The organism is Phaeobacter italicus (assembly GCF_019801785.1).
Lineage (GTDB): Bacteria > Pseudomonadota > Alphaproteobacteria > Rhodobacterales > Rhodobacteraceae > Phaeobacter > Phaeobacter italicus.
Map to the genome: position 1 here is coordinate 158755 of NZ_JAHVIJ010000002.1, position 26273 is coordinate 185027.

27 protein-coding genes are annotated in these 26273 nt (G+C 59.6%); 8 read left to right on the top strand and 19 right to left on the bottom strand.

From position 1 onward, the window contains the following. Positions 1 to 111 precede the first annotated feature (111 nt). From ccrA to KUV39_RS05200, 5 genes are all read left to right on the top strand, one after another. The gene (ccrA, locus tag KUV39_RS05180; RefSeq protein WP_008558906.1) at positions 112 to 1392 is read left to right on the top strand and encodes a crotonyl-CoA carboxylase/reductase; all 1281 of its coding nucleotides are present in this window, start codon (positions 112 to 114) and stop codon (positions 1390 to 1392) included. A gap of 348 nt (positions 1393 to 1740) precedes the next feature. Continuing rightward, on the top strand, positions 1741 to 2460 hold the full coding sequence (locus KUV39_RS05185) for a helix-turn-helix transcriptional regulator (RefSeq protein WP_222459137.1): 720 nt from the start codon (positions 1741 to 1743) through the stop codon (positions 2458 to 2460). A 93-nt stretch (positions 2461 to 2553) separates the two neighbouring features. Continuing rightward, positions 2554 to 3195, top strand: a complete 642-nt coding sequence (locus KUV39_RS05190) for an acyl-homoserine-lactone synthase (protein WP_222459138.1) — start codon at positions 2554 to 2556, stop codon at positions 3193 to 3195. A gap of 68 nt (positions 3196 to 3263) precedes the next feature. Next, on the top strand, positions 3264 to 4802 hold the full coding sequence (locus KUV39_RS05195; RefSeq protein WP_008561392.1) for an ATP-dependent DNA helicase: 1539 nt from the start codon (positions 3264 to 3266) through the stop codon (positions 4800 to 4802). Beyond that, complete coding sequence (locus KUV39_RS05200) at positions 4799 to 5554, top strand: SDR family oxidoreductase (RefSeq protein ID WP_046210607.1); 756 nt, start codon at positions 4799 to 4801, stop codon at positions 5552 to 5554. Before KUV39_RS05195 ends, KUV39_RS05200 begins: the two co-directional genes overlap by 4 nt. Positions 5555 to 5558: 4 nt before the next feature. On the opposite strand, the gene KUV39_RS05205 is transcribed toward KUV39_RS05200, so the two are convergent. The 18 genes from KUV39_RS05205 to pcaF form a co-directional block, all read right to left on the bottom strand. After that, on the bottom strand, positions 5559 to 6395 hold the full coding sequence (locus tag KUV39_RS05205) for a TIGR02186 family protein (RefSeq protein WP_222459139.1): 837 nt from the start codon (positions 6393 to 6395) through the stop codon (positions 5559 to 5561). 1 nt (position 6396) lies between these two features. Further along, positions 6397 to 7320: a sulfite exporter TauE/SafE family protein gene (locus KUV39_RS05210; protein WP_222459140.1), complete on the bottom strand. Its 924-nt coding sequence runs from the start codon at positions 7318 to 7320 to the stop codon at positions 6397 to 6399. A gap of 212 nt (positions 7321 to 7532) precedes the next feature. Further along, positions 7533 to 8498 carry an ABC transporter permease gene (locus KUV39_RS05215; RefSeq protein WP_222459141.1) on the bottom strand — a complete coding sequence of 322 codons (966 nt, stop codon included), beginning with the start codon at positions 8496 to 8498 and terminating at the stop codon, positions 7533 to 7535. Further along, entirely contained in the window at positions 8498 to 9592 is a 1095-nt protein-coding gene (locus tag KUV39_RS05220; RefSeq protein ID WP_037302566.1) for an ABC transporter permease, read from the bottom strand. The genes KUV39_RS05215 and KUV39_RS05220 overlap by 1 nt, the downstream gene beginning before the upstream one ends. After that, a complete protein-coding gene (locus KUV39_RS05225) occupies positions 9593 to 11122 on the bottom strand; it encodes an ABC transporter ATP-binding protein (RefSeq protein ID WP_222459142.1) in 1530 nt (509 codons plus the stop codon). 199 nt (positions 11123 to 11321) lie between these two features. Then, a complete protein-coding gene (locus KUV39_RS05230; protein WP_008559698.1) occupies positions 11322 to 12317 on the bottom strand; it encodes a BMP family lipoprotein in 996 nt (331 codons plus the stop codon). A gap of 130 nt (positions 12318 to 12447) precedes the next feature. Next, positions 12448 to 12864 (bottom strand): GNAT family N-acetyltransferase, encoded by a 417-nt coding sequence (locus KUV39_RS05235; protein ID WP_222459143.1) that lies wholly within the window; start codon positions 12862 to 12864, stop codon positions 12448 to 12450. Between the two features lie 53 nt (positions 12865 to 12917). Continuing rightward, on the bottom strand, positions 12918 to 13514 hold the full coding sequence (gene tsaB / locus KUV39_RS05240; RefSeq protein ID WP_222459144.1) for a tRNA (adenosine(37)-N6)-threonylcarbamoyltransferase complex dimerization subunit type 1 TsaB: 597 nt from the start codon (positions 13512 to 13514) through the stop codon (positions 12918 to 12920). Beyond that, positions 13504 to 14067 carry a NifU family protein gene (locus KUV39_RS05245; protein ID WP_008559522.1) on the bottom strand — a complete coding sequence of 188 codons (564 nt, stop codon included), beginning with the start codon at positions 14065 to 14067 and terminating at the stop codon, positions 13504 to 13506. Before KUV39_RS05245 ends, tsaB begins: the two co-directional genes overlap by 11 nt. A gap of 98 nt (positions 14068 to 14165) precedes the next feature. Then, entirely contained in the window at positions 14166 to 14621 is a 456-nt protein-coding gene (locus KUV39_RS05250) for a universal stress protein (protein WP_008563204.1), read from the bottom strand. An 87-nt stretch (positions 14622 to 14708) separates the two neighbouring features. Beyond that, positions 14709 to 15578, bottom strand: coding sequence for a branched-chain amino acid aminotransferase (locus KUV39_RS05255; protein WP_222459145.1), 870 nt, complete (start codon positions 15576 to 15578; stop codon positions 14709 to 14711). A 125-nt stretch (positions 15579 to 15703) separates the two neighbouring features. Further along, on the bottom strand, positions 15704 to 16471 hold the full coding sequence (locus KUV39_RS05260) for a Phenylacetic acid catabolic protein (RefSeq protein ID WP_008559344.1): 768 nt from the start codon (positions 16469 to 16471) through the stop codon (positions 15704 to 15706). A 46-nt stretch (positions 16472 to 16517) separates the two neighbouring features. Next, entirely contained in the window at positions 16518 to 17591 is a 1074-nt protein-coding gene (locus KUV39_RS05265; RefSeq protein WP_222459146.1) for a 2Fe-2S iron-sulfur cluster-binding protein, read from the bottom strand. 10 nt (positions 17592 to 17601) lie between these two features. Then, positions 17602 to 18075 carry a 1,2-phenylacetyl-CoA epoxidase subunit PaaD gene (gene paaD / locus KUV39_RS05270; RefSeq protein ID WP_222459147.1) on the bottom strand — a complete coding sequence of 158 codons (474 nt, stop codon included), beginning with the start codon at positions 18073 to 18075 and terminating at the stop codon, positions 17602 to 17604. 122 nt (positions 18076 to 18197) lie between these two features. Then, positions 18198 to 18971: a 1,2-phenylacetyl-CoA epoxidase subunit PaaC gene (gene paaC / locus KUV39_RS05275; RefSeq protein ID WP_222459148.1), complete on the bottom strand. Its 774-nt coding sequence runs from the start codon at positions 18969 to 18971 to the stop codon at positions 18198 to 18200. Then, positions 18971 to 19255, bottom strand: coding sequence for a 1,2-phenylacetyl-CoA epoxidase subunit PaaB (gene paaB, locus KUV39_RS05280; protein ID WP_008562338.1), 285 nt, complete (start codon positions 19253 to 19255; stop codon positions 18971 to 18973). The genes paaC and paaB overlap by 1 nt, the downstream gene beginning before the upstream one ends. Positions 19256 to 19317: 62 nt before the next feature. Continuing rightward, on the bottom strand, positions 19318 to 20295 hold the full coding sequence (paaA, locus tag KUV39_RS05285) for a 1,2-phenylacetyl-CoA epoxidase subunit PaaA (RefSeq protein WP_008561917.1): 978 nt from the start codon (positions 20293 to 20295) through the stop codon (positions 19318 to 19320). Between the two features lie 23 nt (positions 20296 to 20318). Next, complete coding sequence (pcaF, locus tag KUV39_RS05290; protein WP_222459149.1) at positions 20319 to 21521, bottom strand: 3-oxoadipyl-CoA thiolase; 1203 nt, start codon at positions 21519 to 21521, stop codon at positions 20319 to 20321. Between the two features lie 214 nt (positions 21522 to 21735). Here pcaF and KUV39_RS05295 point away from each other — a divergent pair, with 214 nt between their 5' ends. Beyond that, positions 21736 to 23361 carry a sulfatase-like hydrolase/transferase gene (locus KUV39_RS05295; protein ID WP_222459150.1) on the top strand — a complete coding sequence of 542 codons (1626 nt, stop codon included), beginning with the start codon at positions 21736 to 21738 and terminating at the stop codon, positions 23359 to 23361. A gap of 161 nt (positions 23362 to 23522) precedes the next feature. Next, complete coding sequence (locus KUV39_RS05300) at positions 23523 to 24179, top strand: GntR family transcriptional regulator (RefSeq protein WP_050673083.1); 657 nt, start codon at positions 23523 to 23525, stop codon at positions 24177 to 24179. Positions 24180 to 24181: 2 nt separating this feature from the next. On the opposite strand, the gene KUV39_RS05305 is transcribed toward KUV39_RS05300, so the two are convergent. Then, positions 24182 to 24889: a type 1 glutamine amidotransferase gene (locus tag KUV39_RS05305; protein ID WP_222459151.1), complete on the bottom strand. Its 708-nt coding sequence runs from the start codon at positions 24887 to 24889 to the stop codon at positions 24182 to 24184. 79 nt (positions 24890 to 24968) lie between these two features. Between KUV39_RS05305 and KUV39_RS05310 the strand changes: the two genes are divergently transcribed. Continuing rightward, positions 24969 to 26228, top strand: coding sequence for a cytochrome P450 (locus KUV39_RS05310; protein ID WP_222459152.1), 1260 nt, complete (start codon positions 24969 to 24971; stop codon positions 26226 to 26228). The last annotated feature ends 45 nt before the right edge of the window (positions 26229 to 26273 follow it).

The window sequence follows — 26273 nt, forward strand, 5'->3', positions numbered from 1 at the left end:
AAATTACCCAATTGGCATAATTTGTGTTGCAATGTTGCTTGGTGGATTTTATCCCCTAGGTAGCAGCTGCGATTCTGCATCGCGGCAACAGCGGATGAAAAGGAGGCCAGCATGGCTTTGGACACGCAAAACGGCGCTCTCACCTACGAGGCCCCTGAGAAAGAGCTTTACGAGATCGGTGAAATCCCCCCGATGGGATATGTGCCCAAGAAGATGTACGCCTGGGCAATCCGTCAAGAACGCCACGGCACACCAGACACTGCGATGGTTCAGGAAGTCGTCGATGTGCCGGAGCTGGACAGCCACGAAGTACTGGTTCTCGTGATGGCTGCCGGGGTCAACTACAACGGCGTTTGGGCGGCCTTGGGCAAACCGATTTCTCCGTTCGACGGCCACAAAGCCCCGTATCATATCGCTGGGTCTGATGCCTCTGGCATCGTCTGGGCCGTCGGGTCCAAAGTCACCCGCTGGAAAGTGGGCGATGAGGTGGTCATCCATTGCAACCAAGACGATGGCGACGACGAGGAATGCAATGGCGGCGACCCGATGTATTCCCCCAGCCAGCGGATCTGGGGGTACGAAACCCCCGATGGCTCCTTTGCGCAGTTCACCAATGTGCAGGCCCAGCAGCTGATGCCGCGCCCCAAGCACCTGACCTGGGAAGAAAGCGCCTGCTACACGCTGACGCTGGCCACCGCCTACCGGATGCTGTTCGGCCATGAGCCGCACGACCTGAAGCCGGGCCAGAACGTTCTGGTCTGGGGCGCCTCGGGTGGCCTTGGATCCTATGCGATCCAGCTGATCAACACGGCTGGCGCCAACGCCATCGGCGTGATCTCGGACGAAAGCAAGCGTGACTTTGTCATGGGGCTGGGTGCCAAGGGTGTTCTGAACCGCAAGGACTTCAACTGCTGGGGGCAGCTGCCGACAGTGAACACGCCGGAATATGCCGAGTGGTTCAAAGAGGCGCGCAAGTTCGGCAAGGCGATCTGGGACATCACCGGCAAGGGCAACAATGTCGACATGGTGTTCGAACACCCTGGCGAAAGCACCTTCCCCGTTTCGACCTTCGTGGTGAAAAAGGGTGGTATGGTCGTGATCTGCGCCGGGACCACCGGTTACAATCTGACCTTTGACGTGCGTTACATGTGGATGCACCAGAAACGCCTGCAGGGCTCGCATTTCGCCCACCTCAAGCAGGCCGCTGCAGCGAACAAACTTATGTGCGAGCGTCGTCTCGATCCCTGCATGTCCGAGGTGTTCACGTGGAAAGACCTGCCTGAGGCGCACATGAAGATGCTGCGCAACGAGCATCTCCCGGGCAACATGTCGGTGCTGGTTCAGGCCCCGAAAACGGGGCTGCGGACACTGGAAGACGTCCTGGAAAGCTAATCCCGGTTGAGGCGATCCCGTCGCCTCTCCCGCTTTGCAAACATTGTTGCCACGGGTTGCCATGCGCAATCTGTGGCATTTCCTTTCGGTGCGCCGAGAAATGCCGCTTTATTGCAGGCAGAATGACGTTTCTGACAAGAGATGGTACTTTGGTCGTAGGAGGGTGGCGCGGATTGGTATGTTTTGGTCTAAGTGTGCTGAAAGGCTCTGGTTTTTCATGCCAAAGCTGACCCGTTGCCGCCGCGGAAGGACTCCTGGCCCTACTTTAAGTCCCGCAACTCTTCTAGAATGAGGGTGTGAGATTCTACGCCGCTGATTGGTGGCCCAAAATGAGAACGCTGAAACCTGATGGCACCCAAAGTTAACCTGGATTTCATTCTTGAGATGCTGGACGCAGCCTCCACTGTGGATGGTCTGCGCGAGATTGTTGAGCGGGTCTGCGAGAGTTTTGGCGTGGATCATGCTATGTACCACTGGGTCGATAGTGCTGGCGATCACTATTACTTCGGCACCTACAAGGATGAGTGGGTGGCGCGGTATCAGGAAAAATCCTATGTCCGCGTCGATCCAGTCATCATCGGCTGCTACCAGAGATTTCACCCGGTGGATTGGCGGCGGCTTGATTGGTCTTCAAAACCCGCGCGCGAGTTCATGCAGGATGCCCGTGACCACGATGTCGGGAACCAAGGCTATTCTATCCCGATCCGTGGGCCAAAGGGTCAGTTTGCCCTGTTCACGGTCAGCAACAATTGTGATGACACGACTTGGGACAGTTTTATCGAACGCCACAGTCGTGACCTGATCCTGATGGGCCACTATCTGAACCGCAAGGTGCTGGAATTCGAACCAGACCGCGGGCCTGGTCAGGTTCAACCCCTGTCGCCGCGCGAAATTGATGCGTTGACCCTGCTGGCAATGGGATACAGCCGGGCGCAGGTGGCGCAGACGCTGTCGATTTCCGAGCATACATTGCGTGTCTATATCGAGAGCGCGCGTTTCAAACTTGGCGCAATCAACACCACACACGCGATTGCGCGGGCTCTGAGTCTGGGTCTGATCATCATCTAGGCCGGTGTGCTGGTTAACTTTTATTAGCCTTATAGTTGAAATCCCGTAATGGGCGTAACCTTGTCTCACTTTTCTATTAAAAGGGGACTAGTTATGCTTCGTTACGTCTATGCGCACGACCTGCCACGCCATCCGAAACTCGCTCAATCCATGTTTCAGGACCGCGCCGATCAGTTCAAAACCCGGTTGGGGTGGGATGTGGATGTCGATGACGCGGGAGAAGAGCGCGACTCTTATGATGCGCTCAACCCGCTTTATGTGATTTGGGAAAATTCGAACGGAACCCACGGTGGATCGATGCGGTTTTTGCCATCAACCGGCCCAATCATGGTAAACGATGTATTCCCACAGCTGACTGGCAATCAGCCGATCTGCAGTCCGTTGATCTGGGAATGTACCCGTTTTTGTCTATCGCGAGAGAGCAGCGGCAACGTGGCTGGTGCCTTGACGTTGGGCGGCCTTGAGATCATGCGCAATTTCAACATCGCCCATTTCGCTGGTGTTTTTGACCGACGAATGGTCCGCATCTACCGGTCGCTTGGGTTCAGCCCCGAGGTTGTCGGCACAATGGGGCAGGGCCGCGACAGAATTTGCCTGGGGCTTTGGGACTATTCGCTGGAGGCCTACCAACGTGTGGCTCTGCGTGCGGGATTGACAACCGAACTCTCGACCCTGTGGTTTGATCTGTCCTTTGGCGGGATCGGGATGCCGGGCCCGGTCGCGATGGTTGGCTAAGCGTAAAGAGCAGTGGTTGGGAGGCGTCAGCTCTGGTGCAGACGCCCCCGCAACTGTAGGGTCGCGCCATGAACGCGACACCCATTCAATTCTCCGACGATCAGGCCGTTGCCTTTGATCGGGTCAGTGCGCTCCTGCATGATGCAGGGGTCGATCTCGAAGACGACCTGCTTCATCCACCGCGCGGGGATGGCGGGGCCATGGCCGTGATCGGCAAGGCGGGCTCCGGTAAGACCCTGCTTTTGGCAGAACTGTACAAGGCGTTGGAAAATGCCGGGGTTGATGTCGTTTCGGGCGACTATGAAAGTCGCAAAAAAAGCGAAGACCGGCGCACCCTTGCCATCCTTGCACCAACCAACAAGGCCGCGAGCGTTCTGCGGCTCAGGGGAGTGCCCGCGACCACCATCCACCGCATTCTCTATACGCCGGTCTATGACCCGGAGTACGAAAAAATTGCGGAATGGCTGGCCGGAACCGGGGACCAGCCGGAGATAGAAGGTCTGACCGAGGAAGCACTGGAGCGGGCCAAGGCGTTCTATGAAAAGAACAAATCCATTCCGGGCGCGTTGGCGGCTGCGGGGTTGCGGGGCTCAGATTTTATCACGGGCTGGAAACGCAGGGACGAGCCGTTGGATATCGGCTTCATCGACGAAGCCTCGATGCTGGATGACCGGCAGTTTCAGGATTTGAAGGAGATCTTTCCGACACTGTTGTTGTTTGGCGATCCCGCGCAGCTCGCGCCGGTCAATCAATCCGGGGCTATGGTTTTTGAAACACTGCCGGACGACCGAAAGTTGGTTTTGAACCGCATCCATCGGCAGGAGGCGGGCAACCCCATTCTTGATCTCGCGCATGCGCTGGCTGACCCGCAGCTGGGCTTTGAGGATTTCGAACGCATGGTCGAGGATCTGTCGCGCCAGGATGAGCGTGTGGTCTGGGGGCAGCGGGTTGAGGTGGATCTGATGGCGCGGTCGCCTGTTCTGGTTTGGCGCAACAACACGCGGATCCGGCTGATCAATGCCTTTCGCGCAGTGCACGGCGCGCCAGAAGACAGCCTGTTGGCAGGTGAGCCGTTGATCTGCGACGGTATTGAGCTTCCAATGAAGCATCGCAAAAAACGTCTGGATCTTGAGGCTCGTGGCCTCATCAAAGGGGCGCAGGTGATCTATCTCGGCCCAGGTCGCAAACCGGGATTTTCTCGACTGCATGTGATGGGGGCCGAAGACCCGCAGGTCTCTGCGGCGTCCATCGTCAAGATTGAAAAACCGGACGAGGAAGAGCCCTTCATCCCATTTGCTGCCAGGATGGGCGCGGCCTTTCTGCACGGCGCTGCGGTCACGATCCACAAGGCGCAAGGCTCGCAGTGGCCGACCGCGCAGGTCTTTGCCCCCGATATCTACGCCGCGGCGCGGATGGGGCGGGTCGAGGCAGGTCAACCCTTGTGGAAGCGGCTCGCATATGTGGCGATCACACGCGCGCAGGAGCGGCTGATCTGGGTGGTCCGCAACCGTTTGGCAAAGCCCACCGGGCCGTTGCAGGTCGATGACCTGCGGGCGGTTCCGGCCGGTGCGCTGACGTTGGAGATGCAAGAGGAAAGCGCAGAATGACGACCGTATCGGGATCCAAGGGGAGCATTCTTGTCACCGGCGCAAGCTCAGGCATTGGCCGTGCGGTGGCAGAAGAGTTCCTGAACGAGGGATGGCAGGTCGGGCTGCTGGCCCGTAGAGCAGACAAACTGGAAGAGATTGCGGCAGGCCATTCCGGTGCGCATGTTCTGCCTGCGGACGTGACAGATGTTGCCGCTGTCGATGCGGCATTCGCCCGGTTCGTCGAAAAAACGGGACGGATCGACGTCTTGTTCAACAATGCGGGGATCTTCACACCTCCGGGCACGATTGATGAAATCCCGCTGGAGGATTGGTTCGCTTCTGTGAATGTGAACCTCAATGGAATGTTTCTGGCCGCTCGGGCCGCATTTCGTCAGATGCGTCAGCAATCACCTGGCGGCGGCCGGATCATCAACAACGGTTCTATCGCGGCCTATGTTCCGCGCCCCAACTCTGCGCCTTACGCAGCGACCAAGGCCGCCATCACCGGTCTGACCAGGAGCCTGTCTCTGGATGGTCGCCCGTTTGACATCGCTTGCGGACAGATTGACATCGGCAATGCCAGCACACCGATGGTGGACGATCTGGCGAGGCGCCATGCCGAGGCCAATCCGGACGCAGAGCCGATGCACAGTTTCGATGTTGCGGATGCTGCGCGGTCGGTCCTGCACATGGCCAAGCTGCCCCTGGAAGCCAACGTGCAGTTCATGACGGTGATGGCAACAAAGATGCCCTATATCGGGCGGGGCTGACGGTTCAGCTGTTGCGCAGCAATCTGAACGCGGCCGAAGCCCCCCAGCCGGCGGCGATTGCAATGGCCAGTGACATCAGACCGTAAAGAAACGGCTGTTCCCGCGACATGGAGTATAGAAAACGCTCCAGCCCGACCTTATCAACGTCAATGGTCGTCTCGTATTGCGCGACAACCTCGCCGCCACGCGTCAGGTAAATTCGCGTGCGATAGGCCCCTTCTGTCAGATTGGCAGGCATGTCGATTGCGGTGCGGAACAGGGTTTCTTCGTCCACTGCGACGGTGTTTTCCCGCAGCGAGTAGAGATCATCCTGGGTTCGGATACGGATGACCGCTTCGGCAAAATCCTGGGCGCCGCGAATATGCATGCCGGCCCCGACTGAGCGAATAGCCCGCTCGATCGAGACGCGATAGCGCAGATCCTCGGTATCTGTCAGGACATCCGAGAATGGCGCGCTTGTGGCGATGGCGTAAAAGCTGGGGGCCGAGTCCACCAGCACGCTGTCGGTGTTAACCCAGATGCCGAGCTTTTTTTCCTTGCGCCGAACCATGACAGGTGAGGCAGGGCCAGACACTGCCACGACGACTTGCAGCGGCGCGCCGGTCGGAATTGGCGTTTCACGTTTGACGGCGCCAAAGACGAGGATTTCGGAGCCATCAAAGGTTGCGGTGATCGCCACCCGGTCCTTGCTGAGACCAAGCACAACCTCTTCGCCGGTCGAGCCGGATTTGTTCTGAGCGGCCAGCGGCGCTGCAAGAGTGAAAGAGGCCAATGTCACCGCTGCAATCAGATGATGCTTTGCGTTGCTCAGAACATTGCAGAGACGGGAGCTGCGGGCCATTTCAGTGCCCCCCTTCGCTGCCGAGCGAGTACAGCTCGGATGGCATCAGCAATAGGTCGAGACCAAGTTTGATGCAAACGGCCAGAACCATGATCGCAAGCAGAATGCGCAGTTGTTCTGCCTTGAGATAAACGCCGATCCGCGTCCCGATTTGCGCGCCGATCACGCCCCCGATGAGCAGAAGGACCGCGAGAACGATATCAACCGTGTAGTTCGTGGTAGCGTGGAGCATCGTCGTAAAGGCAGTCACCAGGATGATCTGGAACAGCGACGTGCCGACGACAACTTTGGTCGGCATGCCGAGGATATAGATCATTGCGGGCACCATGATGAAACCGCCGCCTACACCCATGATCGCGGCAAGGATACCGACGCAGACCCCAACAAGGATCGGTGGAATCACAGAGATATAGAGCCCGGAGGTGCGGAACCGCATCTTGAACGGCAGCGCGTGAACCCAGCCCCGCTGACGACGCGCTACTGGTGCTGTGCCGCCCGCCTTCTTGGATTTGCGGATGGCGTTCAGGCTTTCGATGAACATCAAGGCGCCAACAACGCCGAGGAACACGACATAGCACAGTTTGACCAGCAGATCGACTTGGCCAAGCGCCTTGAGGTAGTTGAAGACCACCACGCCGAGCGCCGCGCCTATCAGGCCGCCCACCTGCAGGACTAACCCCATCTTGATGTCGACAGTTCGTCTTCGGAAATGTGCGAGGACACCGGAAAAGGACGACGCGACGATCTGGTTTGCCTCGGTTGCGACAGCGACCGCAGGGGGGATGCCGATAAAGAACAGAAGCGGTGTCATAAGAAAACCGCCGCCCACGCCAAACATGCCGGAGAGGATTCCGACCATGCCGCCAAGGCCCAAGAGCAAGAACGCGTTGACCGAAACTTCGGCGATGGGGAGATAGATCTGCATACCTGTGTTAGAGCGCAGGCCCAGACCAAAATCAACTGCCGATGCCGCTGCGCAGAAAACAGGACTGACTAACAGGAAAAAACTGGACCTATGTGCCGTCTCATCGCCTGCGTTGCAGGCAGGGAAGGCACGGATAGCTGGTGGTCAAAAGAAAACGCCCGGACGATGCCGGGCGTTTTGTCGCGATTGGAGACATGGGCTCGCACCCGGTCTCAGCGTTCCTTCACGTAGGGTTCGCCACCTGCCTTGGGTGGGATTGCCTTGCCGACAAAACCGGCGAGGATCACGACGGTCAGGATGTAGGGCAGGGCGTCCATGAACTGCACCGGGATCACGATCGAACCCAGCTCGATGTTCTGGAACCGCAGGGCCACGGCCTGCAACAGACCAAACAGCAGACAGGCACCAAGCGCGTGCCACGGGCGCCACTTGGCAAAGATCAGGGCAGCCAGTGCGATAAAGCCACGGCCAGCGGTCATGTCCTTCACGAACCCTGCCTGCAGCGCTGTGGCAAGATATGCGCCAGCGATACCGCAGAGCAGGCCGCAGATCATCACGGCTGCATAGCGCAGGCCCACCACGGAAACGCCTGCTGTATCGACCGCTGCGGGGTTTTCGCCCACGGCGCGCAGGCGCAGACCAAAGCGGGTGCCAAACAGGATCCAAGCAGTCGCAGGAACAGCGAGGAAAGCGAGATAGACCAGAATGGAATGCCCCGACAGCAGTTCGCTGTAGATCGGGCCAAGAACTGGAACCCCTTCGACAGCGTTGGCAAAGGGCAGGGTGATCGGTTCAAACCGCCCCCCTGAGATCAGCGAGGGTGTACGCCCGCCCTGCTGGAACCAGTCTTGTGCGATCAAGACTGTCATACCCGCAGCAAGGAAGTTGATCGCAACGCCCGAGATCAGCTGATTGCCTCGGAAGGTGATGGAGGCAAGCCCGTGCAGGCCAGCCAGAACCAGCGAAGAGGCAATGCCGGCCATAAGCCCAAGCCATACGTTGCCAGTCGTCGCGGCCACAGCGGCTGAGAAAAACGCAGCCATCAGCATTTTGCCTTCAAGGCCGATGTCAAAGATGCCGGCACGTTCAGAGAACAGACCAGCCAGACAGGCCAGAAGCAGCGGCGTTGCCAGACGGACGGTGCTGTCCAGCACTTGGATCAGAGTCAGAAAATCCATCATGCTTTCTCCCGACGCAGTGCAAGGAACGCCTTTTCAAGCGGTACGCGAACCATGTTGTCCAGCGCACCCGTGAACAGGATCACGAGAGCCTGAATGACGACGATGAGTTCGCGCGGAATGGAGGTCCACAGCGCGAGTTCGGCGCCACCCTGATAAAGGAAACCAAAGAGGATCGCGGCCAGGAACACGCCAAAGGGATGGCTGCGGCCCATCAAGGCAACCGCAATCCCGATAAAGCCCGCACCCTCGGTGGAATTCAGAACCAGGCGCTCTGCCTCACCCATCACGTTGTTGGTGGCCATCATGCCAGCGAGACCACCAGAGATGAGCATCGCAATCATGGTGATCTTGACCGGCGAGATCCCGGCATAAAGCGCGCCGGGTTCAGAGTTGCCGTAGGCGCGGATTTCGTAGCCGAGCTTGGTGCGCCAGATCAGCAGCCAAACTGCAAAGCAGGCAACGATCGCCAGCACAAAGCTGACGTTGGCTGGTGCAGATTTAGAGAATGCGATCCCAAGAGGGGCCAGAAGTTCATGCAGCGACGGCAGGTGCACCGCTTCGGGAAAGCGCGCAGTCGCCGGATCCATAGAGCCCACGGGACGCAGAAGGTTCACCAGCACATAGTTCAACACCGCAGCAGCGATGAAATTGAACATGATGGTAGTGATAACGATGTGGCTACCGCGCTTTGCTTGCAGATAGGCCGGAATGGCGGCCCATGCTGCACCGAACAGGGCTGCACCAAGGCTGGCAAAGATCAGCGCCAGCGACCAGTGGGGCCAGGGAATGTAGAGGCAGACGAGTGCCACACCCAGACCACCAAGCATCGCCTGACCTTCGCCACCGATGTTGAACAGGCGGGCGTGAAACGCGACAGAGACCGCAAGGCCCGTGAACAGGAAGTTTGTGGCATAATAGAGCGTGTAGCCCCAGCCATAGGTCGACCCCAGCGCGCCGGACACCATGAGTTTGACGGCGGCGATCGGGTCTTCGCCAATGCCCAGGATCACCAGGGCAGACAGAAGTGCGGCCAGGATGAGGCTGATCAGCGGGATCAGCACCACGTCGGCCCATTTAGGCATCTTATCCATTTACGCGGCCTCCCCCGCGACACCGGCCATCAACAGGCCGAGCTCTTTCTCATCGGTCTGATCGGCCGGGCGCTCGCCCATGATCATCCCGTCAAACATCACAGCAACCCGGTCGGACAGAGACAGGATCTCTTCCAGTTCCACAGACACCAGCAGGACAGCTTTGCCCTGGTCGCGGAGTTCCACGATTTGCTTGTGAATGAATTCAATCGCGCCGATGTCGACACCACGCGTTGGCTGACCAATCAGCAAAAGGTCAGGGTTGCGTTCGATCTCGCGCGCAACGACAATCTTTTGCTGGTTGCCACCAGAGAAGTTCTTGGCCGCCAACCACGGGTCTGGCGGGCGCACGTCGAATTTCTCCATCTTGGCCTCGGTGTCAGCGCGCAGGGCCGCGTTGTTCATCAACAGCCCGCTCTGGTATTCCGAAGCATGGTGATAGCCGAAGGCCACGTTTTCCCAGGCGTGGAAATCCATGATGAGACCTTCACGCTGGCGGTCTTCGGGGACGTGGGCCACATGAGAGGCCCGTCGCGCCCGTGCATCAGATCCTTTGCCGGACAGCGGGAGAGGGTTGCCATTCAGACGGATGGTTCCCTGGCCTTCACGCATGCCACCCAGAACCTCAAGCAGTTCAGACTGGCCGTTCCCGGCAACACCGGCAATACCAACAATTTCACCTGCCCGGACGGTCAGGTTCAGGTTCTTGACGCGGGCCACTCCGGCCTCGTCGACCACATTGAGGTTCTCGATCTCGAGGATAGGCTTGCCGGGGGCTGCGGGCACTTTGTCTACGCGCAGGAGAACCTTGCGGCCAACCATCAGCTCGGCGAGATGTTCGGGGTTGGTTTCGGCGGTTTTGACCGTCGCAGTCATCTGACCGCGGCGCATCACCGACACCGTGTCGGTGTATTCCATGATCTCACGCAGCTTGTGCGTGATCAGGATGATGGTTTTGCCTTCAGCCCGCAGACGGTCCAGAATCCGGAACAGCTGGTCTGCCTCAGAAGGTGTCAGAACCCCGGTGGGTTCGTCGAGAATGAGGATATCTGCCTGCCGATACAGCGCCTTGAGGATCTCAACACGCTGCTGCATGCCGACGCCGATTTCGTCGATGCGGGCGTCTGGATCGACGTTCAGTTCATACTCGCGTGCCAGCTCCTGCAGGGTTTTGCGGGCTTTGCTCAGCGAGGGGTTCAACAGCCCACCGTCCTCTGCGCCGAGGATGATGTTCTCAAGAACTGTAAAGTTTTCGACCAGTTTGAAGTGCTGGAACACCATGCCTATACCGGCAGCAATCGCCGCCTGACTGTCCGGGATCTCTGTCCGTTTCCCGTGAATCCAGATCTCTCCCTTATCGGCTTTGTAAAACCCATAAAGGATGCTCATCAACGTTGATTTGCCAGCACCGTTCTCGCCGATGATCCCGTGAATCGTGCCGGGGGAAACACGGATCGAGATGTCCTTGTTGGCCTGTACCGGGCCAAAGGCCTTGGAGATGCCTTTTAGTTCAATTGCTGGTGCCGTCATTCGGGCTCCCCTTTCCATCCTGGTGCAACTGACAGGCCCCACCAGTCACATGTGACTGGTTAACTTGTGCAAGTTTTAGCAACCTAGGAAAAACCAAACCCGGAGGCAGTCGTGGCACCGCCTCCGGGCAATTTGAAACCCCCGGACACCACCACGATCTCGAAACGATCACGGGTGGGCCGGGGGTGCTGTTCAGATATCAGAACGACAGAGCCGGGCAGCTGTCGTCGGACATGTAGTCGTGCACGGAGATTTCACCGGTTGCGATTTTGGCGGCTGCATCATCAGCGGCTGCCTGCATCTCATCGGTGATCAGCGATGCGTTGTTTTCGTCAACTGCGAAACCAACACCACCGTTGGAGAGCCCCATGACAGAGAAGCCGGTCTGCAGATCCGGGCCATCAGAGAATGCCTGGAAAACAGCGTTGTCGACGCGCTTCATCATGGAGGTCAGAACCTTGCCCGGATGCAGGTGGTTCTGGTTGCTGTCAACGCCGATGGACAGGATGCCTTCGTCTGCTGCGGTTTGCAGAACGCCAACACCGGTGCCGCCTGCCGCTGCATAGACAACGTCAGCGCCCTGGCTGATCTGTGCCTTGGTCAGCTCGGAGCCCTTGACCGGGTCGTTCCATGCTGCCGGGGTGGTGCCGGTCATGTTGGCGATCACGGTGGCGTCCGGGTTCACGGCTTTTACGCCTTCGGCGTAGCCGCAGGCGAACTTGCGGATCAGCGGGATGTCCATGCCACCGATGAAACCAACGGTGCCGGACTTGGATGCCTTGGCTGCCAGCATGCCAACCAGATAAGAGCCTTCGTGCTCGTTGAAGACAACAGAACGGACGTTCGGTGCATCAACAACCATGTCGATGATGACGAATTTGGTGTCCGGATAATCACCGGCAACCTGACCCAGCGCATCAGCAAAGGCAAAGCCTGCCATCACGATCGGGTTAGCGCCAGCTTCTGCGAAACGGCGCAGGGCCTGCTCGCGCTGTGCTTCGGACTGCAGTTCGATTTCACGGAAGCTCTCGCCGGTTTCTTCTGCCCAACGCTGCGCGCCGGTAAAGGCCGCCTCGTTGAAGGATTTGTCGAACTTGCCGCCGAGGTCAAAGATCAGCGCCGGTTCTGCCAGAGCTGCACCTGCACTCAGCGCTACAGCGGCTGCAGCGCTCATCAGGGATTTCATCAGGGTCATCAGGGGTACTCCCAATTTGTTTTTCTTGTTACGATCAAATTGACCGTTCCAACCCGTGTGCTGGAAAAAAGGTGCGACAATTTAGGCCGCAGCGGGTCGAAAGGGTCAACCGTTTTTTGACCATTTGGTGTTATTCTGCGCCTAGGGCCTTGCGTAACGTCGCCGTCATTAGCACAGCATCCACCGCTGGCCCATCGTCTCTTGCGTAATATCCGGGGCGTCGGCCGGTCTCTGCGAATCCATGCGCAACGTACAGGGTGTGGGCTGCCCGGTTGTCTTCGGCCACCTCCAGGAAACCCTCCGTTGCATCACGGGCCACGGCCTCTGCCACCCAGGCTTGCAGCGTGGCACGGCCCAGCCCCTGTCGCCAACAGTCTGGGCGCGTTGCGATTGTCAGCAATTCCGCCTCGCCCGCAATGACCCGCCCCAGGGCAAAGCTGCGACGGTCCCCCACGGCAAAAACAAACCGGCTGTCCAGCAGCGAGCTAAACTCTGCCTCTGACCAGGGGCGCGCGTTCGTGAAGGCGGCAGCGTGAACTACGGCCATTTCCCGCGGCGACAAGGCGAGGGGTGTTTTAGCGGTCGGGGTCTGCATTGCGTTCAGCCGTCGATCAGGCTTGGAGGAGCATCTTTCGCCGGGGCCGCATCAGCTGCACGCAGATACATTGGTGCGGGGGGCGTGGCGTCCGACTGATAGCGGCCAGCAGCCGCGCGTGCGATCGCAGCGGCAAGGCCCGCGGGCGTTGCCTCAGCCACCAGGGTGAGCCCGTTGTCACGGGCTATGACTTCGGCCTCTGCCCGTGGCATCAGCTGCGGTGCAGCCCCCGGAGGCGTGGTGTAGACCTGCTCGCGCGGGGCAGGCACGGCGGCGAGTGTCCCTGTTTTCTCGCGGCTTTCGAACCCATCCACGCCAACCGCAGGTATCCCAAGCCCCAACGCAAGCCCGCGCGCAGCCGAGACTGCGATGCGAATGCCGGTGAAGTTGCCGGGGCCGATTCCTACACCGATGGCATCAAGATCTGACCAAACTGCATTGCCTGCGTTCAGAACCTCTTCCAGCAATGGCATCAGGCGCTCTGCCTGACCACGGCCCATCTCTTCGCAGCACTCTGCGAGGATGACGTCGCCACGTAGCAAAGCGGCCGCGCAATGCGCGGCCGATGTGTCAAAACCCAGGACGAGTGCGTCAGACGGCAACGGGGCGTACCTCTGTGACTTCGGGGATGTAGTGGCGCAGCAGGTTTTCGATACCCATCTTCAGGGTCAGCGTCGAAGACGGACAGCCTGCGCAGGCCCCCTGCATGTGCAGATAGACAACACCACGGTCAAAGCCGTGGAAGGTGATGTCACCACCATCCTGCGCCACAGCAGGGCGCACACGGCTGTCCAGCAGTTCTTTGATCTGATTGACGATTTCGCCGTCTTCACCTGTGTGCTCAGCGTGACCAGAGGTCTGTTCCCCACCTTCGGAGATTACCGGTTGGCCGGATTGGAAGTGCTCCATCACGGCACCCAGGATCGCAGGTTTGATGTGGTCCCACTCTACTCCGTCTGCTTTCGTCACGGTGACGAAATCATTGCCGAAGAAGACACCGGTAACTCCGGACACAGCAAAGATGCGCTGCGCCAGCGGCGAAGAGCCAGCAGCCTCTGCACTGGGGAAGTCGGCGGTGCCCATCTCCAGTACGGTCTGGCCCGGCAGGAATTTCAGCGTCGCCGGGTTGGGCGTGGATTCGGTCTGAATGAACATGTCGGGCCTCCTTAAAGCGTGGCAGAGATATGCGCCTCTGATGCGCCTAAGTCAAGTTTTGGAACGATTCTAAATCGTGAGGGCAGGCAGGTGCCATTTCATGTGATGGCTTCGAGTTTTTCCTTGGAGAGATCACCGGGAACGATGGTGATCGGAACAGGTAGGCTGCCCGAAGAACGGCTGAGCTGTGTTACCAGTGGACCCGGGCCTTTGCGATCATCTCCTGCGCCCAAGACCAAAACGCCGATTTCGGGGTCTGCCTCGATCTGAGCGATGATTTCGGGAACGGCTTCACCTTCGCGAATGACAAGTTCGGGTTCAATCCCCTGACGGTCGCGCATCCACTTGGCGAAAACCTCGAAATGGGCGTGGATCCGTTCACGGGCCTCTTCGCGCATCACTTCGCCAACACCGATCCAGTGGTTGAACTCATCTGGTGGAATCACCGACAGGATCTCGACACCGCCGCCTGTGTTGGCGGCGCGCATTGCGGCAAAGCGCATTGCGTTCAGACACTCACGGCTGTCATCCAGTACCACAAGAAATTTGCGCATAATGATCCTCAGGTTGTTCCGAACGGATCATGGCGCAAGCGACTGCGCGGCGCAATAGACCTGCAAGCCCGGTGAAATGTCAGCTGTTTACGCCGCGCCTTCGCTGGTTGCCCAGTCCCAATACAGCTCGCGCACCCGCCGGGTCACGGGCCCGATCTGGTATTGACGATCGTCGAACGCGGTGACCGGGGTGACTTTGCTCATGTTGCCGGACATAAAGACCTCATCTGCGGCCTCGAAATCTGCGTAACCCAGTACGGTTTCATGCACGGTAACGCCGTCAGCACGCAGGTTGGCGATGTGGCGTGCACGGGTAATCCCAGCAAGGAAGGTGCCGTTGGCGATGGGTGTGAACACCTCGCCATCACGTACCATAAAGATATTGGCCGTCGCGGTTTCGGCAACATTGCCCATGGCATCCAGCGCCAGTGCGTTGCTGAAGCCTTTCGCCCTAGCTTCGCGCAGCATGCGGGCGTTGTTGGGATAAAGACAGCCGGCCTTGGCGTTGACCACGGCATTTTCCAGAACCGGTCGCCGGAACGATGTGCGGGTCAGTGTCGCGGCCGCTGTGGGGGCCGCCATCGGGATTTCTTCGAGGCACAGAGCAAATCGGGTAGATTCGGGGGCGGGGGCAATCGTGGTGGCATCCCCATCGGCTGCCCAGTACATCGGGCGGATGTAAACAGCGGCACCTGCGCCAAACTGCGCCAGACCTTCCTTGGCGATGTCCACCATGTCCTGGGTGTTGACGGTGGGTTCCATCATCAACGCACGGGCAGACGCGTTGGCGCGGGCACAATGCAGATCAAGATCCGGGGTGACCCCATCGAACAGACGCGCGCCGTCAAACACGGAGGAGCCAAGCCAGGAGGCGTGATCTGCCGCCTTCATGATCGCAACATCACCTTCATGCCAGCTGCCGTTGAAGTAGGTGCGGATGGTGCTGCTGATCGCCATGTCGGGCCTCGTCGAAGGTAAGAAAAAGGTATCGGTTGGCCAGAGCCTAGGTAGCAATGGGTCAGAGGTCCAGACCTTTTCACGCTCCCAGTACAGACGTGATAAGCCCCGACAAGGCGTTTCCTTTATCCTGCTTCGGGGGCATCCAGACCCAACTCTCGCAGGGCTGCGCGGGTCTCGCTGATCCAGCGGGCGCGCAGATCGCCATTGCTGCGGTGGCGCAGGCCAAAACCGGTGAGCATGTCCAGTTTCTCGGAGCTCTCACTGCCGAAGCTCATCGCAACCCGCGGCCACCAGTAGGATATCGATTCCTGCAGCATCTCTGTGCCGCCCTCCTGCACCAGCCGTGCGAGCCCCTCGTTTGCCAAGCGGACATGATCTGCCTCAATCGGGGCGATGGCGCGGAAGGCTTCGGCGAGGGGTTGATAGGACACCATTGACAGTTCAGCCAACTGAATTGCAACCGCACGTCCCATCAAAAGGTTCATGACAACCGCATCGGCCCAGCCCTCGATCGGATAGTTGAAAACCGCCAGCCGCATGTCGTGCTTTGATCTTGCAGTGTCGACCGCTGCTTCACGGGGTAGGCGCGCGGTCCAAGGGTGATGATCGACATAGCGCTCTGTATCGGCGCCAAAATCGGCCATCACCTGCAGGACACGATCTGCATTGGACGTCTTTTCCAGAACAATGCGTGCAGCGGCCATGCGGGATTTAATGCCCGGTCCTTCGTTGATGATGTCGACAAAGCCCGCAGCACCGGCAAGCGCGCTGTCAACAAATGTTGCCATCAATTTCAGGAGTTCGGCGCGATAGCGCGGTGGGACATTGGTCGGATTGCTCAGAACCCCTCCGGCGGCCAGGTAGCTTTCAATGCTCATCTCGTCTGCCATCGTCCAATATCCCTTTTGCTAAAACCACTCTTTGGCGTTCTGACCCTTATTGATCGTAGTCGACAACAACCTTGTCGCTGACCGGATAGGCCTGACAGGACAGAACGTAGCCCTTTTCGACCTCGTAGTCTTCCAATGCGTGATTGGCGACCATTTCGACCTCGCCCTCAAGCACCTTGCAGCGACAGGTGGAGCAGACGCCGGCCTTGCATGCGTAGGGCGCGTCCATCGCGTTTTCCAGCGCGGCGTCCAGCAGCGTCATGTCCTTACCCATCTCAACGGTCTGGGTTGAACCGTCCAGCGTAATCGCTGCCTTCGTCTGGTTGGCACTTGCCCCTGTTCCAGTGGCTGTGGCCTTGCGTTTGGCGCGGCCCGGTTGGGCAGAGGCGAAGAGTTCGAACTTGATCTGGCTATCGCTCAGACCAGCAGTGCGCAGTGCGGCGGCGATGCCCAGCATCATCGGCTCTGGGCCGCAGATGAAGGCGGTGTCGACGGACTGGATGTCGATCCAGTGTTGAAACAGCTGGGCGCATTTCTCTTCGGTCACCAGACCGGTAAAGAGGTCGATTTCCTGCGCGTCCGACTCCAGAATATGGATCACGTTGAAGCGGCCCATGTAGAGGTTTTTCAGATCTTCCAGCTCCTCGCGGAACATGATCGTGTTCACGCCCTTGTTGGCATAGACCAGCGTGAAGGACGAGTTGGGTTCCGCGTCCAGCGTGGTCTTGAGGATCGACAGCACAGGGGTGATCCCAGAACCGCCGGCAAAGCCCAGATAGTTTTTCTCGGCGCCTGCCTCGAGTGCAGTAAAGAAGGTCCCCATCGGCGGCATCGCTTGCAGGGTGTCGCCCGCCTTCAGCTCGGTGTTAGCCCATGTCGAGAACGCACCGCCGTCAACGCGCTTGATGCCGACCTGCAGGATGCCTTCGTCCTTGCCGGCGCAGATCGAGTAGCTGCGGCGCAACTCTTCGCCGTCGAAGTCGCGGCGGAAGGTCAGGTACTGGCCTTGGGTGAAATCAAACTCCTCAGCCGCGCCGTTCACGGGCTTCAGGGTAACAACCACCGCATCGCGGATGGTTTTGCGGACATCGGTGACTTCAAGGTCGTGAAAGCGCGCCATCAGGGTCTCCTCAGATGCACTTGAAATAATCAAAGGGTTCGAGGCAGTCCTGGCAGCGCCAGTGGGCCTTGCAGGGGGTCGAGCCGAACTGGCTGACTTTCGTGACATGTGTGCTGCCGCAGTGCGGGCATTTTTCCGGGCCACCCGCAGGCTGGGGCGGGGCGATGCCGTAAGTCTCCAGCTTGGTGCGGCCTTTTTCCGACAGCCAATCGGTGGTCCAGGCCGGCGAAATCTGCGTTTTGAGCCGCAGATCAGTGATGCCGCGGTCGCGCAGGGCGGTCTCAATATCCATAGCGATGACAGAGGTGGCCGGGCAGCCGGAATAGGTCGGGGTGACGGTGACCACCAAAGTCTCGCCCTCCCAGGCCACATCGCGGATGATGCCAAGGTCCACCAGAGAGATCACCGGGATCTCCGGGTCGGGCACGGCGTCGAGCCACTCCCAGATCTGGTCGATGTTTGGCTGAGCTATCGCTTGGCTCATGCGGGTTTCCTCTTCGCCTGCTCCGCCCGGACGATAGGCCGGGCAGCCCCCGACCTCCGCCTCGGGAGGGGGCCAGCCGCCACCCAAGGACGGGGCCAGCCCTCAGTGTTTTATGTGCTGCCTTACCACTTGGCGCCGGGATAGGCGCGCTGCAGCCACTGCATCTGGGTCAGCAGGTGGCCGAGATGCTCAGTGTGCATCGCACCATTGCGCCCGCCCTTGTGGGCAAAACGGCTCTCCGGAATGGTAAGTGTCGCCTCAGTCAGGATGCGGGACACCAGCACGTCGTACTCTTCGCGCAGGGAGGCTGGATCGGGGGCAATGCCTGCCTTGACCATCTCCGCATCCACATCGTCGGACTGGAACATCTCGCCCACATAGGGCCACAGATAGTCCAGCGCCTTCTGCATCCGGCGGTGGCTCTCCTCGGTGCCATCGCCCAGGCCCACGACCGTGTCAGCGGAGCGTTCCAGGTGATAGGCCACTTCCTTCGAAGCTTTCTCGGCAATTGCGGCGACCCGCTCGTCCGAGGATTTCATCAGCCGACCTAGCTGGATCGAATGCCAGGCGTCGAATAGAAACTGGCGCATCAGGGTGCGGCCGAAGTCGCCGTTCGGAACCTCGCACAGCAGCACATTGCGGAAATCCCAGGCGTCGCGCAGGAAGGCGAGATCGTCGGCGGACTTGCCTTCGCCCTGCACTTCACCGGCAAGGCCAAGCCACATCTGGGTTTGGCCGATAAGGTCCAGCGCGGTGTTGGCCAGCGCGATGTCCTCTTCCAGCACCGGTGCGTGGCCGCACCATTCGCTGACCCGGTGGCCAAGGATCAGGGTGTTGTCCCCCATCCGCAGCAGGAACTGGCTAAACGCGTCGTCCTTGTTAACAGGGGTCGTCATTACATCGCCCCCACTTCTTCGGGGATGTCGAAGAAGGTCGGGTGGCGGTAAACCTTGCTTTCCGACGGCTCATAAAGCGGACCTTTGTCGCTGGGCGAGGAGGCGGAGATGTGGTTCGCCTCAACCACCCAGATCGACACGCCTTCGTTGCGGCGGGTATAGACGTCGCGGGCGTTCTTGATCGCCATTTCGGCGTCCGGCGCATGCAGGGATCCGACGTGGCGGTGGCTCATGCCGTGCTGGCCGCGGATGAAGATTTCCCAGAGGGGCCATTCGTTTTTCATGTCTCTAATCCTCCTGGCTGAGGGGGCGCCGTAGCTGGGGCAGGGCGCCGGAATGCTTGGGGTTATTCGGCGGCGTGCTGGCGCGTGGCTTTCTTCTTGGCGTGGGCCAAGAGGCCATCGCGGACCCAGGCACCGTCGTCCCAGGCTTTGTTGCGGGCGGCGAGGCGGTCCACGTTGCAGGGGCCGTTGCCTTTGATCACTTCAAAGAACTCGCTCCAGTCCGGGTCGGTGTAGTCGTAGTGGCCGCGTTCCTCGTTCCATTTCAGGTCCGGGTCGGGGATCGTCAGGCCCAGATATTCGGCTTGCGGTACGGTCTGGTCGACGAATTTCTGACGCAGCTCGTCGTTGGTGTTCATCTTGATCTTCCAGGCCATCGACTGCGCGGAATGGACAGAGTCCTTGTCGGAGGGGCCGAACATCATCAGCGACGGATACCAGAGGCGGTTCAGTGCATCCTGCGCCATCTTCTTCTGCTCTGGCGTGCCCTCGGCCATCTTGCGGATCGCGTCATAGCCCTGACGCTGATGGAAGCTCTCTTCCTTGCAGATTCGGATCATCGCGCGAGAGTAGGGACCGAAGGAGGTCCGCTGCAGAGGCACCTGGTTCATGATCGCGGCGCCATCCACCAGCCAGCCCACCGCGCCGATGTCGGCCCAGTTCAGCGTCGGGTAGTTGAAGATCGACGAATACTTCATGCGGCCATCCAGCAGCATCTCGGTGATTTCGTCACGGGAGACGCCAAGGGTTTCCGCCGCGCAGTAGAGGTAGAGGCCGTGACCGGCCTCATCCTGCACCTTAGCGAGCAGGATCGCCTTGCGCTCCAGCGTGGGCGCGCGGGTGATCCAGTTGCCCTCGGGCAGCTGGCCGACGATTTCCGAATGTGCGTGCTGGCCGATCTGGCGGATCAGCGTCTTGCGGTAGCCTTCGGGCATCCAGTCCTTGGGCTCAATCTTTTCGCCCGCGTCGATGCGCGCCTGAAAGGCGGCCAGCTTTTCCGGATCGTCCTGGGTCGCCTCGGATTTGATCATCTGAGCATACATGTCTGGGACCTCCCTAGAGTTCGTTACACGCGTTCGAGGATCAGGGCGGTGCCCTGTCCGACGCCGACGCACATGGTGCAAAGGGCATACCGCCCGCCGGTGCGCTGCAATTGGTAGGCGGCGGTCAGCACCAGCCGCGCCCCGGACATGCCGAGCGGGTGGCCCAGTGCAATTGCACCGCCGTTGGGATTAACATGGGGCGCATCATCCGCGACGCCAAGTTCGCGCAGGGTGGCAAGACCCTGGGAGGCGAATGCCTCGTTCAACTCGATCACATCCATCTGTTCGATGGTCAGGCCGGTACGGGCCAGCACCTTGCGGGTGGCGGGGACCGGTCCGATGCCCATGATGCGCGGCTCGACGCCTGCGGCGGCCATGCCGACGATGCGGGCCATCGGCTTGAGGCCGTTTTTCGCGGCCGCAGCCTCATTCGCCATCAGGATCGCCGCGGCACCGTCATTGACGCCGGAGGCATTGCCTGCGGTGACGGTCTTGTCCGGGCCATTGACGCCCTTGAGGCCTGACAGCTTCTCCGCCGAGGTGCCGGGGCGGGGGTGTTCGTCGGTGTCCACCACGATGTCATCGCCCTTGCGCTGGGGGATGGTGACCGTGGTGATTTCGTCCTTGAAAATGCCAGCCTCATGCGCGGCAGCCCAGCGGGCCTGGCTGCGGGCGGCGAATGCGTCCTGATCCTCGCGGCTGACGCCGTAATCCTCGGCCACGTTGTCAGCGGTCTGGGGCATCGAGTCGGTGCCGTACATCTCGTGCATCTTCTTGTTCACGAAGCGCCAGCCGATGGTGGTGTCATAGACCGCATTGGCGCGGGTGAAGGCGGATGTGGCCTTGGGCATCACGAAGGGCGCGCGGCTCATGCTTTCGACGCCGCCGGCAATGGCCATGTCGTAATCGCCCGCCTTGATCCCGCGGGACGCCATGCCGACCGCATCCATGCCGGAGGCGCAGAGGCGGTTGATGGTGGTGCCGGGCACAGTGGTGGGCAGGCCCGCAAGCAGGGCCGCCATGCGGGCCACGTTGCGGTTGCTTTCACCGGCCTGGTTGGCGTCGCCAAAGATCACATCGTCAAGGGCGCCCCAGTCCACGTCCGGGTTGCGCGCGGCGAGTGCCGCAATCGGGAGGGCGGCAAGATCATCAGTACGCACCTGGCTCAGCGCGCCGCCGTAGCGGCCGATCGGGGTGCGGGTGGCATCGCAGATGAAAGCATCCATGGGTGTTCGCGTCTCCTGTCACGGCGGCGGATAAGCCGACCATATAGTCGGTGATACTCCTGTGGCTGATTCGAGGCAAGAGATACGTAACCAAAAAATGTATATCTAGCTATTTGTGTAACGCATTGGTGGCCGACTCGGTACTTTACATGTTGACTATCCGTGGCCAGCGGCGTGCAATCGGCACTGCACCCAGAAGGGGAGGGGGAGCGGAATGAATATTCTCTACATCATGTTTGACCAGCTGCGTTTTGATTACCTCAGCTGTGCAGGTCACCCGCATCTGCAGACGCCACATATCGACGCGCTGGCCGCCAGGGGCATGCGATTCACCCGCGCTTATGTTCAATCTCCCACCTGCGGATCCTCCCGGATGTCGAGCTACACCGGGCGCTATCCTTCCAGTCACGGGGTGCAGTTCAACAGCTATCCCTTGCGGGTGGGCGAGTGGACGATGGGGGACCATCTGCGCAAGGCAGGGATGGGCTGCCACCTGATCGGCAAGACACATATGGTTGCGGATGCCGAGGGGATGCAGCGGCTGGGTTTGGCGCCCGACAGTGTGATCGGGGTGCGCCAGTCGGAATGCGGGTTCGACCCCTGGATCCGCGATGATGGATTGTGGGCAGAAGGGCCGGACGGCTTCTACGACAGCAAGCGCAGTCCCTATAATGAATACCTCAAGGACAAGGGCTATCCGGGCGAGAACCCTTGGAACGACTTTGCCAATGCAGGGATTGAGGGCGACGACATCGCCTCTGGCTGGTTCATGGTCAATGCGGACAAGCCTGCCAATATCGCCGAGGAAGACAGCGAAACGCCTTGGCTGACCACGCAGGCAATGGAATTTATCCAGCAGGCAGAGGGTCCGTGGTGCGCGCATCTGAGCTATATCAAGCCGCACTGGCCCTATATCGTGCCTGCGCCATACCACGACATGTACGGGGCAGAGCACGTGCTGCCGGTGGTGCGCTCGGATGCGGAACGCGAGGATGCTCATCCTGTCTTCAATGGGATGATGAACAATCAGATCGGCAAGACCTTCAGCCGTGATGAGGTGCGGGCAAAGGTGATCCCTGCCTATATGGGGCTGATCAAACAGGCCGACGATCAGATGGGGCGGCTGTTCAACTGGCTGGAAGAAACAGGCCGGATGCAGGACACGATGATTGTGGTGACCTCGGACCACGGCGACTATTTGGGCGATCACTGGTTGGGCGAAAAGAACCTGTTCCACGAACCTTCGATCAAGGTGCCGCTGATCATCTATGATCCGCGCGCAGAGGCCGACGCCACTCGCGGCACCACTTGTGATGAACTGGTGGAGGCAATCGACCTCTTGCCGACCTTTCTGGAGGCCGCAGGCGGTGAGCCCGCGTCGCATATTCTGGAGGGGCGCTCGCTGATGCCCTTCCTGCGCGGCGAGATCCCGGACTGGCGGGATTATGCGATTGCCGAGTTCGACTATTCCACCATGCCGCTGTGCGAGAAACTGGGGCTGGAGCCAAAGGACGCACGGTTGTTCATGGTCACGGACAAACGCTGGAAGTTCATGCACGCCGAGGGCGGGCTCAGGCCGATGCTGTTTGACATGGAAAACGACCCGGATGAACTGGTCGACCTGGCAAAGGCTGATGACCATCAGGAGGTCATCGACATGATGTATGACCGTCTCTTGAAATGGGGGCTCAGAATGTCGCAGCGGATCACATTGTCTGACGCACAGATCAAGGCGCGCCGTGGGACGTCTGGGCGCAAGGGGATTTTGCTGGGGGTCTATGAGGCTGATGAACTTGCCCCGGCCCTGACAGAGAAATATCGCGGTCCGGTGCCCAAATAGGTCAGCCCGGCCCTTCACCTTCCCGAAATACTCCGGGGGAGCCCGCCAGGGCGGGGGCAGCGCCCCCTTTCTGTGCCGTTGACGTCTTGGGGCGCAGAGGATCGGATTGCCACGGCGTCGTCCCCCGCCTAAATTGGCGCTGCGGTGAGTTGGGGGCGATGATGGCAGGACAGACGGATCAGGTTTTGAATGCCGTCCTCGCAGATATCGAATCCGGTCGATTGGTGCCTGGCGCCCAATTGGAGGAAAGCGAGCTGGTCGAGCGGCATGGCGTTTCGCGCACCCCCGTGAGGGAAGCCTTCATCCAATTGGAGGCGATTGGCCTCATCCGGCGGCTTCCCCGCAAAGGCGCGGTCTTGTTCAAACCCACTCTCGAAGAATTCCTCGCCATCCTTGAGGTTCATGCGCGACTTGAGGGGCAGGCGGCTGGCCTTGCCGCAAGACGGCTTGCGCCCGCACAGGCACGTGAGCTGGAAAATGCGGTGTTGGCCTGTGAGAGGCACGCCGCAGAGAAAGGCGACAGCGACCCGGCTGGGTATTATCAGTTGAACCTGCGATTTCACGCCTGCGTCGCGGAAGGCTCCGGCAATCCGTTTCTGGTTGAGATGATCAAAACCAATGCGCGAAAGCTGATGGCCTACTACCGGGCGCGGTACCGGTACCCTGGTGTGATTGGACAGTCCGCAAGGGAGCATCGCGAAATCGCGCAGCTCATCTTTGATCATGATCGCGATGGTGCCGAACGGGCGATGACCCGGCATGTACATTTCGACCAGGTCACCGTGATGGATCTGCTGGCCGCACTGGAAACGGCCTGAGCCTACTGCGCGGCCTGTTCAAAGAACTGCGCAACACTTTCGGCAAAGGCATCCTGATCTGCGCGTTCCCGCAGGCTGTTCATCGCCTCGGTGTAGGCGGTCGGGCCTAGCGTGGGTGCCATCAACTCTGTCAGCGCGGTGATGAAGTGGTGTGACATCTCTGGATGGTGTTGCGTGGTATAGACGTGATTACCGATTGCAAATCCACTGATGAGCCCGTTGCAACGGGTCAGTTCTGTCGCTTCATCGGGCAGTCGGCTCACATATTCCTTGTGAGAGGCATAGAGCCTCAATGGTGTCGGCAGATCCATTGTCCAGGCGGTTTTGGATCGCTGCTCATTGAGGCTGAGACCCTGCACCCAGCCCTGTGGTGAAATTGAGACCTCCCCTCCCAGCGCGAGCGCAATGGCCTGATGGCCGAAACAGGCCCCGAACAATGGGAACTTGGCGCTGTTCAGTTGGCGAATAAGGCTCAGGAATGGGGCAATCCACGGCAGAGGGTCGTGCACGGAAGAGGGGCTGCCGGTGATCATTGCACCGTCAAAATCTGCGAGGTCTCGGGGCAGTTGACCCGCTTGAATATCGATCACGCTGCAAGCCCAGTCCGGGCGGACCATGCGGATAAGCTGCGTGAACTTCTCGCCATCTCGCGGATGGGCCGCGGCAAAGTCACTGTGATCTGTGTTGGTCATCAGGATTGCCAGATGCATTTGCGGACCCCGTGTAATTTTTGTTTACATATTTATGAGCGCCAATAATATACAAATGAGCCGAAGGGGAGAAGTGCAAATGACTGTCTGGACACCATTGGACGATGGCTACGCAGATCTGAGCAGTCATGACGCCTTTGCAGATGGAGCCCCCCACAACACCTTTTCGCGACTGCGCCGCGAGGATCCGCTGCATTGGACTGAATATGAGGGCGGGGCGAATTTCTGGTCCGTTACGCGCTATGATGACATCACCAAGATGAACAAGAACACAGAGGTGTTTTCTTCTGCGCGCGGGATCCGGATGGAGGATCAGACCTACGAGGAATATCTGGCCCGCCGTACCTTCCAGGAAACGGATCCGCCAGAACATTCCCAGGTTCGCATGAAGTTGCTGAAAGCGTTTTCCAAGACCACTATGGCGCAATACGAGGAGGACATCCGTACCCTTTGTGCCGAAATACTGGACCAGGCGCTCGCCAAGGGCAGTTTTGATGCGACCAAGGATATTGCCCGCCAGCTTCCGATGCGGATGCTTGGCCGGGTGGTAGGTCTGCCGGATGATGATTTGCCTTGGTTGGTGGAAAAGGGTGATGCGCTTATTGCCAATACAGACCCTGATTTCACCTCCCACGTTCTGGACAAGATGGATACTGACGCGTTCCGGATGATGCCCTTCAATTCGCCAGCCGGAGCGGAGCTGTATGTCTATGCCAAGGAGTTGATGGAGGCAAAAGAGAAGGCAGGGGATACCTCAGGCGTACTCAATATGATTTTGCAACCTGCTCGCGATGGCTCTGTCATTACGGAGACAGAGTTTCGCAATTTCTTTTGCCTGTTGGTGGCGGCGGGAAATGACACCACGCGGTATTCGATTGCGGCAGGCATCCAGGCTCTGTGCCACCAGCCTGAGTTGCTGGCGCAGATGCAGCGCGGGGGCGCGGTCTGGGAGACGGCAGCGGATGAGATCATCCGATGGGCGACGCCTGCGCTCTATTTCCGCCGCACTGCCACCCGCGACGTTGAAATGCACGGCAAAACCATCCGCGCCGGTGACAAGGTGCTGTATTGGTTTGCCTCCGCCAACCGCGACGACAGCTATTTTGACGATCCATTTCAGGTTGATCTGATGCGCAGCCCGAACCGACATCTGTCATTTGGGCAGTTTGGTCCGCATGTTTGCCTGGGAATGTGGTTGGCACGGCTGGAAGTGACCGTACTGTTTCAAGAGCTCGCCAAACGCATTCGCCATATCGAGCCAGTCGGCCCCCACAGGTTTTTGCGATCCAACTTTGTTGGCGGCATCAAAGAATTGCCGGTCCGCATCGAGGCTGCGTAGGATCACAGTCACGGCAGCCGCAACCGCTGCGGCCAAATCGTATCA

Coding starts and splice junctions, on each gene's coding strand:
- pcaF (WP_222459149.1), bottom strand. CDS start 21,521: ATGGATGCTTTCATCTGCGATGCCACCCGCACCCCGATCGGCCGCTAC.
- KUV39_RS05235 (WP_222459143.1), bottom strand. CDS start 12,864: ATGGCCGTAGTTCACGCTGCCGCCTTCACGAACGCGCGCCCCTGGTCA.
- KUV39_RS05190 (WP_222459138.1), top strand. CDS start 2,554: ATGCTTCGTTACGTCTATGCGCACGACCTGCCACGCCATCCGAAACTC.
- KUV39_RS05250 (WP_008563204.1), bottom strand. CDS start 14,621: ATGCGCAAATTTCTTGTGGTACTGGATGACAGCCGTGAGTGTCTGAAC.
- KUV39_RS05220 (WP_037302566.1), bottom strand. CDS start 9,592: ATGGATAAGATGCCTAAATGGGCCGACGTGGTGCTGATCCCGCTGATC.
- KUV39_RS05215 (WP_222459141.1), bottom strand. CDS start 8,498: ATGGATTTTCTGACTCTGATCCAAGTGCTGGACAGCACCGTCCGTCTG.
- KUV39_RS05200 (WP_046210607.1), top strand. CDS start 4,799: ATGACGACCGTATCGGGATCCAAGGGGAGCATTCTTGTCACCGGCGCA.
- KUV39_RS05185 (WP_222459137.1), top strand. CDS start 1,741: ATGGCACCCAAAGTTAACCTGGATTTCATTCTTGAGATGCTGGACGCA.
- KUV39_RS05230 (WP_008559698.1), bottom strand. CDS start 12,317: ATGACCCTGATGAAATCCCTGATGAGCGCTGCAGCCGCTGTAGCGCTG.
- paaA (WP_008561917.1), bottom strand. CDS start 20,295: ATGTATGCTCAGATGATCAAATCCGAGGCGACCCAGGACGATCCGGAA.
- paaB (WP_008562338.1), bottom strand. CDS start 19,255: ATGAAAAACGAATGGCCCCTCTGGGAAATCTTCATCCGCGGCCAGCAC.
- KUV39_RS05265 (WP_222459146.1), bottom strand. CDS start 17,591: ATGGCGCGCTTTCACGACCTTGAAGTCACCGATGTCCGCAAAACCATC.
- KUV39_RS05255 (WP_222459145.1), bottom strand. CDS start 15,578: ATGGCGATCAGCAGCACCATCCGCACCTACTTCAACGGCAGCTGGCAT.
- KUV39_RS05295 (WP_222459150.1), top strand. CDS start 21,736: ATGAATATTCTCTACATCATGTTTGACCAGCTGCGTTTTGATTACCTC.
- KUV39_RS05205 (WP_222459139.1), bottom strand. CDS start 6,395: ATGGCCCGCAGCTCCCGTCTCTGCAATGTTCTGAGCAACGCAAAGCAT.
- KUV39_RS05225 (WP_222459142.1), bottom strand. CDS start 11,122: ATGACGGCACCAGCAATTGAACTAAAAGGCATCTCCAAGGCCTTTGGC.
- KUV39_RS05260 (WP_008559344.1), bottom strand. CDS start 16,471: ATGGCAGACGAGATGAGCATTGAAAGCTACCTGGCCGCCGGAGGGGTT.
- KUV39_RS05245 (WP_008559522.1), bottom strand. CDS start 14,067: ATGTTCATTCAGACCGAATCCACGCCCAACCCGGCGACGCTGAAATTC.
- ccrA (WP_008558906.1), top strand. CDS start 112: ATGGCTTTGGACACGCAAAACGGCGCTCTCACCTACGAGGCCCCTGAG.
- paaC (WP_222459148.1), bottom strand. CDS start 18,971: ATGACGACCCCTGTTAACAAGGACGACGCGTTTAGCCAGTTCCTGCTG.
- KUV39_RS05310 (WP_222459152.1), top strand. CDS start 24,969: ATGACTGTCTGGACACCATTGGACGATGGCTACGCAGATCTGAGCAGT.
- KUV39_RS05300 (WP_050673083.1), top strand. CDS start 23,523: ATGGCAGGACAGACGGATCAGGTTTTGAATGCCGTCCTCGCAGATATC.
- paaD (WP_222459147.1), bottom strand. CDS start 18,075: ATGAGCCAAGCGATAGCTCAGCCAAACATCGACCAGATCTGGGAGTGG.
- KUV39_RS05305 (WP_222459151.1), bottom strand. CDS start 24,889: ATGCATCTGGCAATCCTGATGACCAACACAGATCACAGTGACTTTGCC.
- KUV39_RS05210 (WP_222459140.1), bottom strand. CDS start 7,320: ATGCAGATCTATCTCCCCATCGCCGAAGTTTCGGTCAACGCGTTCTTG.
- KUV39_RS05195 (WP_008561392.1), top strand. CDS start 3,264: ATGAACGCGACACCCATTCAATTCTCCGACGATCAGGCCGTTGCCTTT.